This is a genomic window from Streptomyces toyocaensis (assembly GCF_000725125.1).
GTDB classification, from domain to species: Bacteria; Actinomycetota; Actinomycetes; order Streptomycetales; family Streptomycetaceae; genus Streptomyces; species Streptomyces toyocaensis.
This window is the reverse complement of record NZ_JFCB01000050.1, coordinates 1-15,642: the sequence shown is the minus strand read 5'-3', so window position 1 is coordinate 15,642 and position 15,642 is coordinate 1. Positions and strand designations below refer to the sequence as shown.

The 15,642-nt window shown below is 73.6% G+C and carries 15 protein-coding genes; 9 read left to right on the top strand and 6 right to left on the bottom strand.

What is annotated here, in order from left to right:
• Nucleotides 1-13: 13 nt before the first annotated feature.
• The 4 genes from BU52_RS31150 to BU52_RS34390 form a co-directional block, all read right to left on the bottom strand.
• On the bottom strand, nt 14-685 hold the full coding sequence (locus tag BU52_RS31150; protein WP_037940866.1) for an enoyl-CoA hydratase-related protein: 672 nt from the start codon (nt 683-685) through the stop codon (nt 14-16).
• Between the two features lie 132 nt (nt 686-817).
• Entirely contained in the window at nt 818-1,948 is a 1,131-nt protein-coding gene (locus BU52_RS31145) for a hypothetical protein (RefSeq protein ID WP_051858736.1), read from the bottom strand.
• 85 nt (nt 1,949-2,033) lie between these two features.
• Nucleotides 2,034-4,178, bottom strand: a complete 2,145-nt coding sequence (locus BU52_RS31140) for a SpoIIE family protein phosphatase (protein WP_235216466.1) — start codon at nt 4,176-4,178, stop codon at nt 2,034-2,036.
• A 207-nt stretch (nt 4,179-4,385) separates the two neighbouring features.
• On the bottom strand, nt 4,386-4,559 hold the full coding sequence (locus tag BU52_RS34390) for a CsbD family protein (RefSeq protein WP_078903543.1): 174 nt from the start codon (nt 4,557-4,559) through the stop codon (nt 4,386-4,388).
• A gap of 138 nt (nt 4,560-4,697) precedes the next feature.
• On the opposite strand from BU52_RS34390, the gene BU52_RS31135 reads away from it, so the two are divergent.
• Both BU52_RS31135 and BU52_RS31130 read left to right on the top strand, forming a co-directional pair.
• Nucleotides 4,698-4,868, top strand: coding sequence for a hypothetical protein (locus BU52_RS31135; RefSeq protein ID WP_037940864.1), 171 nt, complete (start codon nt 4,698-4,700; stop codon nt 4,866-4,868).
• 247 nt (nt 4,869-5,115) lie between these two features.
• Nucleotides 5,116-5,889: a polysaccharide deacetylase family protein gene (locus BU52_RS31130; RefSeq protein WP_037940862.1), complete on the top strand. Its 774-nt coding sequence runs from the start codon at nt 5,116-5,118 to the stop codon at nt 5,887-5,889.
• Between the two features lie 34 nt (nt 5,890-5,923).
• On the opposite strand, the gene BU52_RS31125 is transcribed toward BU52_RS31130, so the two are convergent.
• Both BU52_RS31125 and BU52_RS31120 read right to left on the bottom strand, forming a co-directional pair.
• On the bottom strand, nt 5,924-7,243 hold the full coding sequence (locus BU52_RS31125; RefSeq protein WP_037940909.1) for a phosphatase PAP2 family protein: 1,320 nt from the start codon (nt 7,241-7,243) through the stop codon (nt 5,924-5,926).
• Nucleotides 7,244-7,562: 319 nt separating this feature from the next.
• Nucleotides 7,563-8,132: a DM13 domain-containing protein gene (locus BU52_RS31120; RefSeq protein WP_037940859.1), complete on the bottom strand. Its 570-nt coding sequence runs from the start codon at nt 8,130-8,132 to the stop codon at nt 7,563-7,565.
• A gap of 153 nt (nt 8,133-8,285) precedes the next feature.
• Between BU52_RS31120 and BU52_RS31115 the strand changes: the two genes are divergently transcribed.
• The 7 genes from BU52_RS31115 to BU52_RS31080 all read left to right on the top strand — a co-directional run bounded on the left by BU52_RS31115 (nt 8,286) and on the right by BU52_RS31080 (nt 15,576).
• Nucleotides 8,286-8,585 (top strand): hypothetical protein, encoded by a 300-nt coding sequence (locus BU52_RS31115; protein WP_037940857.1) that lies wholly within the window; start codon nt 8,286-8,288, stop codon nt 8,583-8,585.
• Complete coding sequence (locus BU52_RS31110) at nt 8,582-9,166, top strand: sigma-70 family RNA polymerase sigma factor (RefSeq protein WP_037940854.1); 585 nt, start codon at nt 8,582-8,584, stop codon at nt 9,164-9,166. The genes BU52_RS31115 and BU52_RS31110 overlap by 4 nt, the downstream gene beginning before the upstream one ends.
• Nucleotides 9,163-9,912, top strand: a complete 750-nt coding sequence (locus BU52_RS31105) for an anti-sigma factor (protein WP_037940853.1) — start codon at nt 9,163-9,165, stop codon at nt 9,910-9,912. The genes BU52_RS31110 and BU52_RS31105 overlap by 4 nt, the downstream gene beginning before the upstream one ends.
• A gap of 129 nt (nt 9,913-10,041) precedes the next feature.
• Nucleotides 10,042-11,649 (top strand): molybdopterin-dependent oxidoreductase, encoded by a 1,608-nt coding sequence (locus tag BU52_RS31100; protein WP_037940851.1) that lies wholly within the window; start codon nt 10,042-10,044, stop codon nt 11,647-11,649.
• Nucleotides 11,650-11,729: 80 nt separating this feature from the next.
• Nucleotides 11,730-12,389 carry a fasciclin domain-containing protein gene (locus BU52_RS31095; RefSeq protein WP_037940849.1) on the top strand — a complete coding sequence of 220 codons (660 nt, stop codon included), beginning with the start codon at nt 11,730-11,732 and terminating at the stop codon, nt 12,387-12,389.
• Nucleotides 12,390-12,521: 132 nt separating this feature from the next.
• Nucleotides 12,522-14,717, top strand: coding sequence for a SpoIIE family protein phosphatase (locus BU52_RS31090; RefSeq protein ID WP_078903542.1), 2,196 nt, complete (start codon nt 12,522-12,524; stop codon nt 14,715-14,717).
• A gap of 589 nt (nt 14,718-15,306) precedes the next feature.
• Nucleotides 15,307-15,576, top strand: coding sequence for a DUF5707 domain-containing protein (locus tag BU52_RS31080; protein WP_051858735.1), 270 nt, complete (start codon nt 15,307-15,309; stop codon nt 15,574-15,576).
• Nucleotides 15,577-15,642 lie beyond the last annotated feature (66 nt).

The window sequence follows — 15,642 nt, the reverse complement described above, 5'->3', positions numbered from 1 at the left end:
GGCCGGGCGCCGCTCAGCCGAGCGGGTTCGTGGTGTCGCGCAGGGTGGTCAGGGCCGGGGCGTACATGCGCGCCTTGATGGTGCCGAGGGTGGCGCCGGCCTTGGCCGACTGGGCCCGGGCGATGTCGAGGGCGGTGGAGGGTACGGCCTCCTCGGGGACCGCGCGGTCGACGATGCCGGCGGCCGCGGCGTCGGCGCCGCCGTACCGGCGGGCGGTGACCATGGCCTCGTGCGCCGTCCGCGGCGTCAGCCGGGACTGGATGAGGGCGGCCATGCCGGGGGTGAAGGGGATGTCGATGTCCGCCTCGGGCAGGCACCAGTAGCCACGGTCGGCGCGCATGACGCGGAAGTCGTGGGCCAGGGAGAACATCGCACCGGCGGCGAACGTGTGGCCCTGCAGCGCGGCCACGGTGACGACCGGCAGCGACAGCAGCCGCGCGAACAGCTCGTGAACGGAGACGACGTAGTCGTGGTAGGCGTCGGCGTGGGCGAACAGCCACTCCAGGTCGAGCCCGTTGGAGTAGAACTTGCCCGTGGCGGCGGTGACCAGCGCGCGCGGGCCCTCCGCCTTCTCCACCTCGTCGAGCGCGGCGCCGACCGCGCCGATCCAGTCGGGGTGGAAGCGGTTCTCGCCGTCACCCAGATCGAGGACGAAGACGTTGTCGTGACGGTCGAGCGAGGGCATGACGACTCCTTGGACGAGCGACCTACTCGCCAGTAACCTACGAGGTGCGTCAGCACCGCGCAAGAGACGCGGGTGGTCGGTGCCGCTTCGGCGTCCGGCCCACGGCCGCCACACCGGGCTCCGGGCTCCGGGCTACCCAGGAGACCGGTTGAACACGTGTCGCCGTCCGGATTTCCTGTGGATCTTGACCGGCGCCCCGTCCAGCGGCCCCCTCCCCACAGGCATTTTCGCGAGGTGAACCGTTTCCTCTCCGGCATCCTCCTCGAATCCGCGTGACGGTCCCCTCACATTTCCCATGACCTTCCTGCCCTGCGCGTCGATCAGACGGGTGATGGACTCCTGAGCAACACCGAAAACCAGGGCCCACGCGAGTATTTGTGCCCCGCTGTCGAGGTCGGACAGGCCGGGAATGAACCCACCCTGGATGATCAGGAGGCCGAACAGGGCGGCGAGTGCGCCGACCGGCAACCGGAGCAACAGCAGGCAGATGGGCATCATGTACGGGGTGGCAGTGCCCTGCATCTTCCGCAGCGAAACGGCTCCCGCCAGGACCGCCCCGCACAGACCGAAGAATTCCACGATCAGGACATCGCCACCTGACGGACTGCCTCCGATGGGGCAGAACCTCTCAGCATCAGGACCTGGCGAAGTGAAGCAGAGCTTCCCGGCTATCGCCTGAGCGTCGGCATAGCCCCAGACCACCAGCAACGCGGCGATGACACTGGTGATGACGACGGACGTCAGCAGGATGTTCCGGAAGCTCCGGAGCCTCGAGCGCTCCAAGTCCTGCGCGTCGTTGGCCGCACGCAACGCCCTGACGGCCAAGTCCTTGAACCGCGCGTCGAATTTCCTGCCGTTGGAGTCGACCCGGGACTCCAGAGCGTGACGAATGGGGTCCTCGACCCCCAGGTGTTGCTTGGCGCGCGCCAGGACCTCGGTCCCCCACCCCGTGAGGTCCTTCTCGACCGCAAGCTTGAGAAGGGTCAGTTCGGCCCGGTGGATGTTCGCCCACGCCCGGTCCACGGTCGACCCGGTAACCAGGGACATCGGTGTTTCCTTGGCGTCCAGCGCCTGCCGGGCGGCATCGATCTGCACCTCGGCCTTCTCCAGCAGACGCACCGCCTCGTCGGACAGATGACCGCGGGCTTCGATTCTGTCCAGCTCCGCCTGAAGTTCCGCGACATACGCCGAGGCGCGTTGATGCCATGAGGACCTGTGCGATCCCGCCACATCTCCGGCCTTGTCCGGATTACTGATGTGCATCGCATTCTCCGGAAGCTCCGAAACCCCCGCTCGCCTCCCGTTCCTACGCTCCCGTCCCGGTGACTTGATCGCAACCGACGAGCGGTCAACGCCGCGGCGGCGGCGCGGCCATGAGGACCAGGGCGGCCTGGTCGTCGTCTCTCTCGTGGGGCCCGGAGAAGGCGCGCACCGCCTCGGTGACGGTGTCGATGACCTCCTGCGCCGTGGTGGCGGGCCGCGAGGCGGTGAGGGTGCGGACGAGGCGGTCCTCGCCGAACTGCTCCCCGGTGCGGTCGCGGGCCTCGGTGATGCCGTCCGTGTAGAGCAGCAGGCTCTCGGCGGGGCGCAGGTGGAGGTGGGACACCTCCAGGTGCAGGTCGGTGCCGATGCCGAGCAGGGAGCCCTCGCCGACGACGGGACGCGCCCCCTGCCGGGTGTCCATGTGGAGCGGGAGGGTGTGGCCGGCACGGACGAAGGTGAGGTCGACTCCGCCGTCCGCGGTGGGCTCCAGGTGGCCGTAGACCAGGGTGACGAAGCCGGTTCCGTGGCTGTGGGGGCGGTCGAGGAGCGCTTTGTTGATCGCCTGGACGACGCTCCCGGGCCCCGGGAGCAGGGGCGCGACGGCCCGGGCGGTGTGCCGGACGAGGGCGGTCGTGGTGGCGGCGGTCGCGCCGCGCCCGCACACGTCGCCGAGCATGAACGCCCACGCCTCGCCGGCCAGGGGGAAGACGTCGTAGAAGTCACCGCCGATGTCCAGGCCCTCGCCGGCGGGGTGGTAGTGGGTGGCGACCTGGACGCCCCGCAGGGCCGGGACCTCGGGGAGCAGCAGACCGGCCTGCAGGTCGCGGGCGAGCGTGACGCGCTGGGCGTACTGGCGGGCGTTGAGGGCGGCCGAGGCGCCGCGGCGGGCGAGCTCCTCGGCGAGGGCGACGGTGTGCCCGTCGAAGGTGTGCTCACCGGTGGTGAGCAGGGTGAGCGTGCCGAAGGTCCGGCCGCGGTCGAGCAGGGGGACGCACAGGTAGCCGGTGACCTTCAGGTCCTGCCAGGGTCCGGCGCCGGTGGGGGTGCGGCGGGCGACCTCGCTCAGGCCGGAGGCCAGGACGCGGGCGACCGCGTCGTCGTCGGCGTCGTAGACCGGTATGTGGGCGGCGAGCAGCGCGTCCTCACCCTCGGTGGGCGCGGCGGTGGCGATGCGGCGGACCCGCCCGGCCTCGACGACGTCGACCGCGCACAGGGGCGCCAGCTTGGGGGCGCACAGGCCGGCCAGGCGCTGGAGGGTCTGGGTGTGGTCCAGGCCGGCGGTGAGCAGGGTGCTGGCCTCCAGCAGGAAGGCGAGGTCGGCCCGGGCGGCCTTCTCCCTGGCCTCGGCCGCCCGGCGCGCCTCCTCGGCCCGGTGGCGTTCGACGGCCAGGGCGGCGGTGTCCGCGAACACCCGCGCCAGGGCCAGGTCCGCGTCCTGCGGTACCCGGGGGGTGCGGTGGTACATCGCGAACGTGCCGAGCAGCGATCCGTCGCGGGCGAGGATCGGGGTGGACCAGCAGGCCGCCAGCCGTGCCCGGCCGGCCAGGTCGCGGAAGTCGTCCCAGAAGGGGTGGGTGGCGATGTCGGTGACGACGACCGGCGCCCGGCGGTGGGCCGCGGTGCCGCAGGAGCCGACGCCCTCACCGGTGGCGATGCCGTCGATGGCCCGGTTGTAGAAGTCGGGGAGGCTGGGCGCGGCGCCGTGGCGCAGATGGCGGCCGTCGGCGTCGGCGAGCAGGACGGAGACGAGCACCTCCTCGGGCGTGAGCTCCTCGATGGCGCGGGCCATGCCCTCCAGCACCTGGTCCAGCGGGGCCTGCCGGGCGATCTGCTCCACCAGGGCGCGGTGCTCCACCGTCAGCCGCTGCGCCTGGATGAGCTGGGTGGTCTCCACGCCGATGACGCGTACGCCGATGACGTTGCCGCCCGCGTCCAGCCGGGGTTCGTAGGTGAAGTCGAAGAACGCCTCCCGCGCCTCGGCGCCGACGCCGAGCACGACACGGGCGTTGCGGCCGACGTGCCGTTCGCCGGTGCGGTACACCCGGTCGAGATGGGCGAGGAAGCCCTGGCCGGCGAGTTCCGGCATCAACTGCCCCAGCGGCAGCCCGACGCGGATCCGCTCCTCGCCGCCGATCGCGGCGACGAAGGCGGGGTTGGCCGCCTCCACCCTGTGGGCCGGCCCGGCCAGGGAGGCGAAGACGGCCGTCGACTGACCGAACAGGTCCCTCAAGTCCTGTTCCTTCCCGCCTCCGACGGGCTCACCGGCGCACAAGACGCCGACCGAGGGCCGCTGTTCCGCACCACGGGTCAACGCCTGCTACCTCCCACTCGCCGAACACCAAGAGCCACCGGGCAGTTCCGGCACGACCGCGGCACACGACAGAGGCCGTCCCGGGCTCACCCCGGGACAGCCCCGTTCTGCCGTGCCGTGGAGGCATCAGTGCTTGAAGGCGTCCTTGGTCTTCTCCTTGGCCTCACGGGCGTCACCCGTGCTCTTCCTGGCCTGGCCCTCGGCGGCCATGCGGTCGTTCCCGACCGCGCGCCCCACGGTCTCCTCCGCCTTGCCCTGGGCCTGCTCGGTCTTCGCCTTGGCCTTCTCACCGGCACTCATGGATCACGCCTCCTCGTAGCCTCTTCACCTCTGTCGAGGTGCAACCCGCGTGCCCACACTTTTCCTTCACAAACAAGGTGCCATCGAGGAATGACGGCGGCGGCGCAGGGCAAACGGTGGCCCAGGAGGTCGATAACTATGGTTCCCCTGTTGCTGGTACTGCTCCTCGCGCTCATCCTCTTCGGCGCGGGTTTCGCCGTGAAGGTGCTCTGGTGGATCGCCATCGCCGTGCTGGTGCTCTGGCTGCTCGGCTTCGTCATGCGCTCCACACCGACCGGCGGCGGACGCAGCCGCTGGTATCGATGGTGACACGCACATGAGGCGCTGGTAGCGCCACGTGTTCCAGGGTCCGGCCACCGGGTGGCCGGGCCCTGTACTCGTTGCGACCGGCCGCCCCCGGCGTGCCCGCGCCGCCGGACGGTCCCGCTTGTCCGCGAACTCCCCCGGATTCGTCCGTGATCGGTAACGAACGCATCCGGGGCCGCCCGTCCCTCGTCCTGCCAGGTGGTCGCAGTGACCCAGGGCGGACGAGCAACGGTGCGGAAACGGGGCGGACATGGCACGGCACGGCGGTGGGCGGAGCTGGTACGGCAAGCTGGCCGGGGCGGCGCTCGGGGTGACGGTGCTGGCCGTCGGTGCCTCGGTGTGGACCGCGCAGGCCGACGTGGTGGGCGGCCCGTCGCCGCAGGCGTCCGCGTCCGCGGCGCCGGGCGGTGACGTCGAGCCGGTCTCCGCGGACATCGCGCACGCCTCCGACCAGGGGCCGCGCGGCGTCAACATCACCATCGACGACGGTCCCGACCCGGCGTGGACGCCCCAGGTGCTCGACCTGCTGCGCGAGCACGGGGTGAAGGCCACGTTCTGCGTGACGGGGACGCAGGCGCAGGCGCACCCGGACCTCGTCAAGGAGGTGGTCGCGGCCGGGCACCGGCTGTGCGACCACTCGGTGTCGCACGACACCGCCATGGACCGGAAGTCCGAGGCCTACCAGTCGCGGGAGATCCTCGACGCCGAACGCATGATCACCGAGGCGTCCGGAGGCGTACGGCCGCTGTACTACCGGGCGCCCGGCGGGGCCTTCACCCCCTACAGCCGCACGCTGGCCGCCTCCCGTGGCATGCGCCCGCTGGGCTGGAACGTGGACACCAAGGACTTCGAGCGGCCGGGCGCCGACGCCATCGTGGCCACCGTGGAGCGGGAGCTGCCGAACGGGCCGACGCTGCTCTTCCACGACGCGGGCGGCGACCGCTCCCAGACCGTCGAAGCCCTGCGCCGCGTCCTGCCCCGGCTCAAGGAGCAGGGGTACTCCTTCGGCTTCCCGGTGCGCTGACCGCCGCGGCACCGCCACCCGCGTCCGCCGGCTTTCAGGCGGGCTCGGGCTGGGGTTCGGGCCGCCGCACCGGTGCGGTGCTCCGCGACCACCGCGTGGTGGTCCGCACGTAGCCGTGGACCACCGACGCCGTCGCGAGCAGGAGCAGCGGCCCGGCCACCCACGGGTGGCGCGCCATCTCCAGGGGCAGCCAGCGGTACGACAGCAGGAACGCGGTGAAGACGACGGTGCCGTGGGCGACCAGCCAGATGCCCTCCCGGTCCCAGCCGCGGTCGTGACAGCGCAGCGCCGCCTCGATCGTGAGCGTGAACACCACGCCGGCGATGAGGTCCGCGCCGTAGTGGTAGCCGAAGCCGAGCGTCGCGCAGAGCGTGGCGACCAGCCAGAACGTCCCGGCGAAGCGCAGCAGCCGGGGGCCCCCGCGGGTGTGGACGAAGATCGCGGTCGCCCACGCCGTGTGCAGGCTGGGCATGCAGTTGCGCGGGGTGATCCCGTCGAACGGCATGGGCTGCGGGGCGGCGACCGGCGGCAGCGTCCCGGGCCACAGGTTCGCCACGGCCCACGCCTCACTCGGCGGCATGTCCGGGGCCCACAGGCTGACCGCCGCCCAGTGCTCGGTGCCCGTGCCGTAGGCGAAGAGCGGGCCGACCACCGGGAAGATCATGTAGAAGGCCGGTCCGACGAGGCCGATCACCAGGAACGTGCGCACCAGGTGGTGGCGGGGGAAGCGGCGCTCGGCCGCCACGTGGCGCAGCTGGTGGAGCGCGGCGACGACCGCGGCGACCGCGAGGTTGCCGTAGACGAAGTCGAGGAAGTTGAAGCCGACCGGACCGGTGGCCTCCACGATCCGGCCCGCCAGCCATGAGGGGTCGCCCAGCGCGTGGTCGGCGGTGGCGACGTACTGGTCGAGCACCGTCGGGCGGGTCTTCGAGGTGATGAGCAGCCACGTGTCGCCGGTCTTGCGGCCGGCCATCAGGAGCAGCGCCAGCCCCACGCCCTTCAGCAGCAGGACGCGTTCCGGGCCGGTGCGGCGGGTGACGGCGACGACCGCGGCGCCCAGGGTCACCCACAGGGCGCCGTTGCCGAAGGGGTGGCCGCCGGCGGTGTCGGCGTCGACCGCCCAGCGGACCAGCAGGAAGGCGAGGTCGACACCGATCGCCGCGCCCACCGCGAAGAACCGTTCCCGCCAGGTGAGCACCACCATCATCAGCGCCATGGCGGCGTACAGCAGACCGCCCGACTTGGGGGCGTGGACGACCTCCCGGACCTGGAGGGTGATCGGTCCCGGCGTGCCGTAGTGACGCGCGGCGGCCTCCAGCGCGACGAGGAAGCCGAGGGTCACGACGGCGGCCAGCGTCCACAGGACGGTCCGTGGCCGGCGCCCTGCGGGGCCCTCGGTCGCCTTGGGTATTCGAGGAAGGTTCTGCGGTGGTATGTGTGTCAACTTCTGTCAGCTTCGTTAGACGGTGGTCGCGGCCGGACGGGTGGCAAGACGGACGGAGCACGGTCCGCGTTCCGGTCCCGCCCTCCTCCGATCCCGCCCCCGCACCACCGACCGCGATGCCCCCAGCCCTCGCGCGAGGGAAGCACAGCACATCCAGGCAGGTCAATAGCCATGTGGGCGGGCGGCCGCCCGGCCGCTCCTCCCGGGCCCGCCCCTCCCCGCGGCCGCGTCAGGTCCGGGCGAGTTCCGCCGCGCCGAAGGAGACGTCGAAGCGGTCGCACCAGATGCTGACGCTGCTGAACCGGGCCGGGTCGACGCCGGCGGGCAGCGCGTAGTTCTGGCTGCCCTTGTTGCCCTTGAGTTCGCCGAGGCTCACGTACGTGCCGTCGTCGAACACGTGCCAGCCGGCCCGGCCCTCCTCGACCGGCGCGTCGGTCAGCCAGACGTGCAGGTCGGGGCCGTTGCTGGTGTCGAGGTTCTCCACCCGGACGACATGGGAACCGTCGGCCAGCCGCACGAGTTTCACCGTGCCGGACGTCGCGTGTTCGTGGCTGATCAGCTCACCGCTCGACAGCGTCACGGGACCGGCCGGGGACGGCGCGGAGGACCCGTCGGCCGAGGGCGTGCCGGAAGGCGTCCGCGCGTCGTCCGCGGTCGCGGGCAGCGCCTCCTGGACCGTCTCGTCCTGCCACAGCTTCCACGGCTGGAACCAGTACAGCCCGAACCCGGCCCCGGCGACCGCCACCAGCAGCACGCCGCCCACCCACGGCCTGAACCACGCGCGTCGTGCACGCTCCATACCGCCCACCTCCCGGAGGAATCCCGTCTCCGTCCCATTCAAACGACGGATCGTCCGCCGCGGGCCGCGCGGCGGATGACGAAACCCTTACGTCCGCCGCCGGGGACGGGTGCGATGATGCGCTCGTGCTCACGCAGTTCCTCGCCTCGGCCGGTGTGCGACGGCCGTGCGGGTCTGCTCGCCCGGGGCGTGCTCACCGCGGCCGGCCTGGCGGCCGTTCCGGCCGCCTCCGTCACCGCCCCCACGGTGGTCAAGCCGGGCGCCGCCCACCTGAGCAACCTCCTCCACCCGAAGATCGCCGTCTTCTGCACGGGACCGCTGCCGACGCGCGTCCGCGGGGCCGGGACCGCCGTCCCCCGCGCCGCCGGACCTGTCTCCGCGGGGACCAATCCGCACCCCGACCTGGACCGGATTACGTCCGGAGAAGTCCTGACCACGGAGGCCACCCTGTGAGAGAAGCCGTACACATCGGCAGAAACCCCTCGTCCGAACCGGATCTGCAGGAGCTGGTCGGACGGGTGGCGCTGGGCGACGAAGAGGCGTTCGCCGCCGTCTACGACGTCGTGGCGGGACCCGTCCTGGGTGTCGCCCGTGCCGTCCTGCGTGATCAGGCGCAGTCGGAGGAGGTCGCCCAGGAGGTCCTGGTGGAGGTGTGGCGCACCGCTCCCCGCTTCCGGGCGGACCGCGGGACGGCCATCAACTGGATCCTCACCCTGGCGCACCGCCGCGCGGTCGACCGGGTCCGGTCGGTGGAGGCGGCCGCGGCCCGCGACCACAAGGCCGCCCTGCTGGACAGGACACCGGAGTTCGACGAGGTGACGGAGCAGGTCGAGGCGCGTCTCGAGCGGGAGCAGGTGCGCCGCTGCCTGCGCACGCTGACCGAGATCCAGCGCCAGGCCGTCACCCTCGCCTATTACCGCGGGCTCACCTACCGCCAGACGGCGGAGGCGCTGACCCTGCCGCTGGGCACCGTGAAGACCCGGCTCCGTGACGGCCTCATCCGTCTGCGCGACTGCCTGGGGGTGACCGCGTGACCACCACCGATCCGCACCACCTGACAGGTGCCTACGCGCTGCACGCACTGCCCGAGGAGGAGCGCGACGCGTTCGAGCGTCACCTCTCGGCCTGCGATCCGTGCGCACGGGAGACCGCCGAACTGTCCGCCACCGCGGCCCGGCTGGGCCTCGCCACCGTCGTGACGCCGCCGCCCGCCATGCGCGAGCGGGTGCTGCGCCGCGTCACCACCGTCCGGCAGCAGTCACCGGGCGGGCCGGATCCCCTCGGCCCGGCCCGGGCCCGTCCGCGCGGCCGCCGGCTCTCCCAGTGGGCGCTCGCCGCCTGTCTCGCGGCGGCCGCCGCGCTCGGCGGGGCGGTCTGGCAGTACGAGCGTGCCGAGGACGCGCTGCGGGACGCCCGCCGCGCGGAAAGGGCGGCCGACGAGATCGCCGCCGTGCTGGCCTCCCCGGACGCCAGGACGCGGACCGCCGCGCTGGGCGACGGCTCCACCGGCACCGTCGTCGTGTCCCGGAGCAGGGACAGGGCCGTGTTCGTCGTCTCCGGGATGCCGCGTCCGCCGGGCGGCAAGGTCTACCAGCTGTGGTTCGAGGACGGCGGCACCATGCGGTCGGCCGGGCTGATGGACCCCGGCAGGACCGACCAGACCGTCCTGCTGCGCGGTGCCGTCGACGGGGCCGCGAGGATGGGGGTCACGCTCGAACCGCCCGGCGGCTCCGCGCAGCCCACCTCGGCGCCGCTCGCCCTGCTGGCCTTCCCGGCCTGACCGGTCCGGAATTGCTGTGACCCATTCGTGTGATCCGTAGCCGAATGGGCCGCGGATTGGTCCGGGAAAAAACTTCATCAGATCCAGAATCCGACCAATCCTCCGCGGCCGCGGAATCGGATTCCCCACGTGACCGAAGAAAAGCAGGAACCGCGTGACAGCCGCCGCTGGGCGCGGCGGCCGGCCGCCGCGCTCGGCGGTGCCGTGGCCGGTTTCGCCGCTCTGGCCACGGCGGAGCTGGCTTCGGCGGCCGTCCGTCCGCAGGCGGGTCCCGTCATCGCGGTGGGAGGCGCGGCGATCGACCGCACTCCCGCCGCGGTGAAGGACTGGGCGATCCGGAATTTCGGCACCGACGACAAACTGGTCCTGAAAATCGGCATTCTCGCCGTGCTGACGCTTTTCGCGCTGGCGCTGGGAATCACCGCTCTCAGGTTCCGGCGCGCGGGCGCCGCCGGCGTTCTGCTGTTCGGAGCGGTCGGTGCGGTGGCGGCGCTCGGCAGGCCCGACTCGGGTGGTCCGGCCGACGCCCTGCCCTCCGTGGCGGGCGCGGTCGTCGGCGCCGTACTGCTGTACGTCCTGGCGGGCCGGCTCGTGCCGCGCGACGCGGGTTCCGGCGCGGAGGGTGCCCCGGCGCCGGGCGGGCCGGGCCGGGACCGCCGCGGCTTCGTGCTCACGGCGTCCGCCGCCGTCGCCGCGTCCGCCGGGGCCGGCGTCCTCGGGCGGGTGCTGAACACCACGAGGGGCCGGGACGCGGCGGCCTCCCGTGACGGGATCGTCCTGCCGGCACCGGACTCACCCGCGCCCGCCGTGCCCGAGAGCGCCCGGGTACGGGTCGCGGGGATCAGTCCCCTCCTCACCCCCAACCGCTCCTTCTACCGGGTCGACACCGCGCTGGTGGTGCCGAAGGTGGAGGTCGCGTCCTGGCGGTTGCGCGTCCACGGCAGGGGAGTCGGTCGCCCGCGCACGCTCTCCTTCGACGACCTGCTGCGGCGCGAGCTGGTCGAGCGGGACATCACACTGACCTGCGTGTCGAACGAGGTCGGCGGGCCCTACGTGGGCAACGCCCGCTGGACCGGCGTACGGCTCGCCGACCTGCTGGCCGAATGCGGGGTCGCGCCGCCGTCCAAGGGCGGCCCGGCGGACCAGCTGGTGGCCCGCTCGGTCGACGGCATGACCCTCGGCAGCCCGGTGGAGGAGGTCATGGACGGGCGTGACGCGCTGCTCGCCGTCGGTATGAACGGCGAACCGCTGCCCTTCGCGCACGGCTTCCCCGTCCGCATGGTCGTGCCCGGCCTCTACGGGTTCGTGTCCGCGTGCAAGTGGATCGAGGACATCGAGCTGACCACGTTCGACTCCTACGATCCCTACTGGGTCGAGCGCGGCTGGGCGCGGCGGGCGCCGGTCAAGACCCAGTCGCGTATCGACACCCCCCGGCCGTTCGCCCGCCCCGGGGCCGGCACGGTCATGGTCGCCGGGGTCGCCTGGGCCCAGCACCGCGGCATCGGCAAGGTCGAAGTCCGCGTCGACGACGGCCCCTGGCAGCAGGCCGGCCTCGCGGCCGAGCACAGCCGCGACACCTGGCGCCAGTGGTCCTTCCCCTGGGAGGCCACCCGGGGCCGTCACACCCTGACCGTCCGCGCGACCGACCGCACCGGCCGGGTGCAGACGGCGCGGCGCACCCGGACCGTCCCCGACGGCGCCTCCGGCCGGCACTCCGTGGTCGTGACCGTCGACTGACCCCCCACCCCCTTTCCACCCCTTTCCACGCTCCACCCCATGAACGCAGCGTCCGCTGCCCTCACCACAGGAGAACGATCGTGAACACCCGCTTCCGCCGCACCGCCGTCACGCTGGCCGCCGCGGCCGTCCTGCCCCTCGCCCTGAGCGCCTGCTCCGACGGCGGCAGTGACTCCGCCGAGTCCGCTGACTCGCCGAAGGCGTCCGCGTCGGCACCGGCCTCCGAGGAGGGCATGGCCGGCTCCGGCAGCACGGCCGGCGCCGACGAGCCCTTCGGGCCGGCCTGTTCGGCGGTGCCGCAGGACGGCGCGGGCTCCTTCGACGGCATGGCCCAGGACCCGGTGGCCACCGCGGCCTCCAACAACCCGGCCCTGTCCACCCTGGTCTCCGCCGTGAAGAAGGCCGGCCTGGTCGACACCCTCAACAACGCGCAGGACATCACCGTCTTCGCGCCGACCAACGACGCGTTCGCCAAGATCCCCAAGGCCACGCTGGACAAGGTCCTCAACGACAAGGAGCAGCTGACGAAGATCCTCACCTACCACGTCGTGGGGCAGCAGCTCACGCCGAAGGACCTGGAGAACGGCTCCTTCGACACGCTGGAGAAGTCGAAGCTGACCACGTCCGGCTCCGGCGAGTCCTACACCGTCAACGACTCGGCGAAGGTGGTCTGCGGCAACGTGAAGACCGCCAACGCCCACGTGTACATCATCGACACGGTGCTGATGCCGGGCGCCTGACACGGTGGGAGGGGCCGGGCCGAAGTGGCCCGGCCCCTCCGCGGGTGCCGCGTCCGGCGGAAGGGGACGGGGCGCGTGACCGGGCTCCCGTCCGGAGGTATCGTCCGGTATGCGACCATTTCGCCCGTTGCTATGGGCGGACCTCCCCGGACCTCGTCCTCAGGGGGTGAGGGTGTGCGGGACGCCACCCGCTCCGCGGCCGGCCAGGACTCCGTCCCGGAGTTGCTGGAACACACCTTGGTGCAGGGCATGCGGGACACCGGCGCCAACGTGGGCGCCGTCTACCTGCGGTCCCCGGACGAGCGGGCGCTGCGGCTGGCGATGCTGAGCGGAGTCCCCTGGGAGATCGCCCTGCCCTGGGCCCGGGTCGGGCTGGAAGCGCCGACTCCGGTCGCCGACGCCCTGCGTGACCGCCGTCTGGTGTGGCTCGGGGGCCAGGAGGAGATGGCGCGCCGCTATCCGCAACTGGCCCTGGTACTGCCGTACCCCTTCGCGCTGGCCGCCGCCCCGGTCACGACGGGCGACACCGACTGGGGCGGACTCGTGCTCCACTGGCCCGGTCCGCATCCCGGGGAGCTGAGCCCGGGGGTGCGCGACGCGATCGGCGGCGTCTGCCACCGCGTCGGGCTCCTGCTGCGGATGGCCGCCGACAGCGGTCACCCCGTGGTGCCCGGCGCGACACCGCGCATGGTGTCCCCGCCCGAGGCCCGCGACGCCGTAGCCCCCGCCGTGGGCCGCGCCGCCGAGGCGTCCGGGGCGGCGGCGGCGACGGCCCGCTTCGCCGAGCGCCTTCCCGGCGGGTGCTGCGCACTCGACCCGGACGGCCGGATGACGTTCGTGTCCGCCACCGCCGCCCGCCTGCTCGGCGCCGGTGTGTCCGAGCTGCTGGGCGCCCGGCCCTGGGAGGTGCTGCCGTGGCTGAGCGCGCCGGTCGCCCAGGACAACTACCGGGCCTCGATGATCAGCCGCCGGCCCACGTCGTTCACCGCCCTGCGCCCGCCCGCCCGGTGGCTGGCCTTCCGCCTGTACCCGGACGCCACGGGCATCAGCGTGCGCATCGCCTCCGTCCCGGCGGCGGACGCCCCGGACCCCGCGCAGGCACCGCCTCCCACTCCGGCCTCCGCCACGACCCGGACGGCCGCGCTGTACCACCTGACGCACCTCGCGGCGACTTTGACGGAAGCGGTCGGCGTGCGGGACGTGGCCGACCGGGTCGCCGACCAGGTGCTGCCCGCCACCGGGGCCCAGGCCCTGGCCCTGATGACCGCGGAGGAGGGCCGGCTGCGGACCGTCGGCCACCGCGGCGGCCACGGCGAGCTGCACGACCGTCTCGACGGTTCCCCCTTGAGCTCAACGGCTCCCGCGGCGCACTGCCTGACCACCGGCACGCCCTCCTTCTTCGCCTCCTCCTCCGAACTGCGGGAGGCCCACCCCTCCGCGCGCCTGCAGGACGACATGGCCGCCTGGTGCTTCCTGCCGCTGATCGTCTCCGGGCGCCCCGTCGGCTCGCTCGTCCTCGGCTACGACCTGCCCCACCCCTTCGACCCCTCGGAACGCACCGTCCTCACCTCCCTCGCCGGCCTGATCGCCCAGGCCCTGGACCGCGCCCGCCTCTACGACGCCAACCACCGGCTCGCCCACAGCCTGCAGGCCGGCCTGCTGCCCCGCGCCCTGCCCCGCATGTCCGGTCTCGACGTCGCCGCCCGCTACCTGCCCGCCGGCCACGGCATGGGGATCGGCGGCGACTTCTACGACCTCATCCGCCTCGACGACACGACGGCCGCCGCCGCCATCGGCGACGTCCAGGGCCACAGCGTGCAGGCGGCCACGCTGATGGGCCAGGTCCGCACCGCCGTCCACGCCACGGCGGGCGCGCCTCCCTCAGAGGTGCTCGCCCGCACCAACCGCCTGCTCACCGACCTCGACCCCGGCCTGTTCACCAGTTGCCTCTACGCCCATCTCGACCTCGCGCGCCACCGCGCGCACCTGGCCTCCGCCGGCCACCCGCCGCCGGTCCTGCGGCACCCCGGGGGACGCACCGAGGTGCTCCGCCTGCCGCCCGGCCTGCTGCTCGGCATCGACCCCGCCGCCACCTACTCGGCCACCGGGATCGCCCTGGCACCGGGCGCCGTGCTCGTCCTGTACACCGACGGTCTCGTCGAGGTCCCCGGCGTCGACCTCGACGTGGCGACCGATGCCCTGGCCGACCGGCTGGCGGGCGCGGGCGGCGCGGACGCCGAGGCCCTCGCCGAGGTCCTCGTCGACGACGTGCGCCGGCGCGCGCACCGCAGCGACGACGTGGCCCTCCTCGTCGTCCGCGCCCGGTGAGGGCCTACGCGGACGCCCGCCGCCCCTGCGCAGCGTGCGGGAGAACCAGCCGATGACCAGGGCGTTGACACCTGCGCCGCGCGGCAGCCGCGCGGTCCCGGCCGGTCCACGGGGGCGGCGCTCCGGCCGGGCAGGACCGCGCGCACCTCCCAGCCGCCCTCCGCCGTCGGCCCGGTGGTCAGGGTGCCGCCCGCCTCCCGGGCCCGGGACCGCAGGAAGCCCTGCCCGCGTCCCCCCCCGCCGGGACCCGCGCCGTGCGCGACCCGTGCCGGGCAGCGGCGCCCCGTTGGTGACCACGACGTCCGTGCGGTCGTCGCCGTACCGGCACAGCACCCGGGTGGGTGCGCCGGGGGCGTACCGCGCCACGTTGGTCAGCGCCTCGCGCACGATGCCGTACGCCGCGTCCGCGACGGCGCCGTCCGGCAGGGGGTCGATCGCGCAGTCCACCGGCTGGTCGAGGCGGCGGAACCCGGCGACCAGGCCGGGCAGCCGCTCCTGAGGGGACGGCAGGTCCTCGCCCGAGGGCGCGGGGCCCGTACGGCACCGAGCGCCCGGGTGACCTCGTGACCGGTGCCGACCGCGAACCGCAGTGCCTGAGCGGCGAGTCGGCCTCAAGGGCGTCGCCTGGCCCGCGCGTTCGGAGCTCGACCCGACCGAGGCGGAGATGCGGTACGTGGAGGACGCCACCTGCCGCCCCGTCACGGACGTGGCCTCCCGCTGCACCTGCACGCCGGAGGTGACGCGGGAGGAGCCGGCCGGGTCGGCCGAGGGGACCTGGTACGTCTCGGTGCCGGCCACGGCCGAGGACGGCGGCACGGCGTTCGTGCCGCGCGCCGCCGCCTTCGGCCTCACGCCCTGACCCGCCCGGCGGCCGGGTCGGTGCGCGCGGTCAGGCCGCCGCCTCGGCCGCCGGGTCGGCCGGGTC